This is a genomic window from Palleronia caenipelagi, from assembly GCF_007004065.1.
GTDB lineage: Bacteria > Pseudomonadota > Alphaproteobacteria > Rhodobacterales > Rhodobacteraceae > Palleronia > Palleronia caenipelagi.
Window position 1 is genome coordinate 1 of record NZ_VFSV01000117.1, and the last position, 2,336, is coordinate 2,336.

A 2,336-nucleotide genomic window follows, 5' to 3' on the forward strand; every position below is an offset into this window, starting at 1 on the left:
AGAGGAGGGATCATCCGCCCATGTGGGCCTGTGGGACCAACGGATCTTTTTTCATCTTTTCAGGGTCCGGGGATCGACAGAACACCCGCATCCGGTGTGAAGCAAATCATGAACAGAATAGCAGGAAACCCGCCATGTTCGAGATCAAAGATACCGCCGCTGGCCTGACCGTGACGATGATCCGGGAGCACGAACCCCGGAACCCATGCATGGCATACGAAAACCTCTTCCAGATCGTGACGTGGATCCCAGACCTGCGCGAGGCGCAGATCCTGATCGAACAATGGAGGAAACACTACGACAGGAAACGACCACACAGCGCATTAGGCTACCGCCCACCGGCTCCGGAAACCGTCGTACCGATGGACCGGAGGCCCGTCATGCACTAACAATCAAATTGGACCACTCAAGTGGGGCTAATCACCTTCAGTTGGTCAAGGCTGACGTGGCCCTTGTTTGCGTGACGCCTGGCAGTGCCGTGCGCGCGGAAAATATCTGCAACCTGCAGACTTGCCTGGCGCAAGGCGGGCTACGATGCACCCTTCCTGCGTTTGACTTTACCCAGATCATCCAGCGGGCTGTCCATCGCTGCGATCATACCAGGGGCGACGCTGGCATAGCGCGCTGTCGTCGTCAGCTTGGTGGAGAGCGGTCACATCGTCACCTCAAACCTGACCACCGAGCATGTCGGTGATCCCGGCGCGCTGCCTGAGTTGCTGGCTCAGGTGGCGCGCCGGCCAGGGCAAGCCCTAGAGGGGCAGACTTCCGAGCCAGCTCAGCGTAGAAGGGTCGACCTCTGTCCGGTGATCGAGCTTCTGCACCGGCGCCTGCGTTAGGGTTTTGGAAAGCCGTGCTTGCTTTTCTGCCGGAGACGCCTCTGTATCCTTCAGGATGGACATCCATGCCAGCGCACTTTCGCCGTCCGGGCGTGCGACCTGCTGCCATTCGGCGCGCAATTCGGGCCGGGATCCGAGAAGCCGATCAAAGAGGTGGTGGGACCAAAGATAAGGAAACACCGGCAGGGCGGCACCGCCCGTCGGCTCAACGATCCAGCGATGGTTTCGCGTATAAAGCGTGTGCCAGCGCGTACCTAAAATAGGCGTGCGCTCGATACGCCAGTAGTTGCGGATCTCACGCCACCAGCCGGTCGTGAGACGCGAAGCCGGACTACCGGCAATCAGCCACGTCGCGATCGGACGGGCGGGCTTCTGCGAGCGCCCGAAGGCGGCAAACCCCGAAGCATCACTCATCGCGTCGAGAAAGCTGTCGAGTGGTGCGAGAGGAAACAGCGTCGCATCGATCCAGACGCCGCCTTCGCGGGTTAGGTACCAATGCCGCACGATGTCCGACTGGGCCTGAATCGAAAGGCGGTCAGGATCGCGTCCCAGAGCCGCGACAATACGGCGTCGACTCTTCTTCCCGATACTTAGCAACGTGTAGTCCGGGTTCAGGGCGCGCCAGCGCGCGAGGCAGATCTCGACGAGGGGGGAAGGCTCGCCTTCCCACATCGCGAAGATCCTCCGAGACCGCGGAGGAGACGGGTGGCGGGCGGTGTCCTGACGCCGCGCGAAGAGAACCGCTCCGCGTAGTCGGGTCTCGTAGCCCAACCCGGCGAGATGCCGCGAGATCACTGCGAATGGACTCTTGCCATCTCTTTCGGGGCTCACATCGATGGCAATCTTCGAGGGACGAAGGGCTCCAAGACCTGTAACAATCTCCGCTTCGACACCTTCGGCCTCGATCTTGACAAAGTCGAACGCAGTTCTGAGCTCCCGCGCCAACGTATCGAGGCGCGCGATCCGCACCTGAACGGAATTGCCCGTAGCGCCCACATCGGGCGTTAGGAAGGAATGCTCAACAGCCGAGGCCGAGAGGTTAAGTTCTTTCTCCCCATCCGCACTGTAGAGCCCCATCTGGTGGCAGCGCGCGTTGGGCCATGAGGCCAGGTTTTGGACCAGCGCTTGGGATGTGTCTGGTGCCGGCTCGATGCAATCGACGCAGCCTGCGCCTGCCTGCAGGGCCGCCGCAGCGAATCCTCCCACATAAGCGCCGCAATCGAGCACCCGGTCGCCGGGTGTGATCTCGACGAAGCCCGGAAGGGTATACTTGCGGTGAAGCCAGCGCAGGTAGCCGCTTGCGCAGAGCAGGTGCTTAACCAACGGCAGAGGCCTCGGAAAGACCAGCGTCTCACTGTCCTGCGTGACCGTGACCCGGGTGTGTCCGAGGCTGAAGTCGCAGGGCCGATAGTCTGGATGGGAGCGTGAAAGATTTGCATAGAGGACGCAGCGGTCCTCTTCGCTGAGACCCTCGGCAAGGCGGCGCACCGGATGCTCTAG

Annotated in this window: 2 protein-coding genes; one reads left to right on the top strand and one right to left on the bottom strand. The window is 61.5% G+C overall.

Annotated features, from left to right (window positions below; translation table 11 throughout):
- The first annotated feature begins 176 nt into the window (after positions 1–176).
- The gene (locus FEV53_RS21995; RefSeq protein ID WP_281283566.1) at positions 177–389 is read left to right on the top strand and encodes an integrase core domain-containing protein; all 213 of its coding nucleotides are present in this window, start codon (positions 177–179) and stop codon (positions 387–389) included.
- A gap of 360 nt (positions 390–749) precedes the next feature.
- Here the strand turns inward: FEV53_RS21995 and FEV53_RS20050 are convergent.
- The coding region (locus FEV53_RS20050) for an FkbM family methyltransferase (RefSeq protein WP_221931696.1) at positions 750–2,336 on the bottom strand (1,587 nt) is incomplete at its 5' end.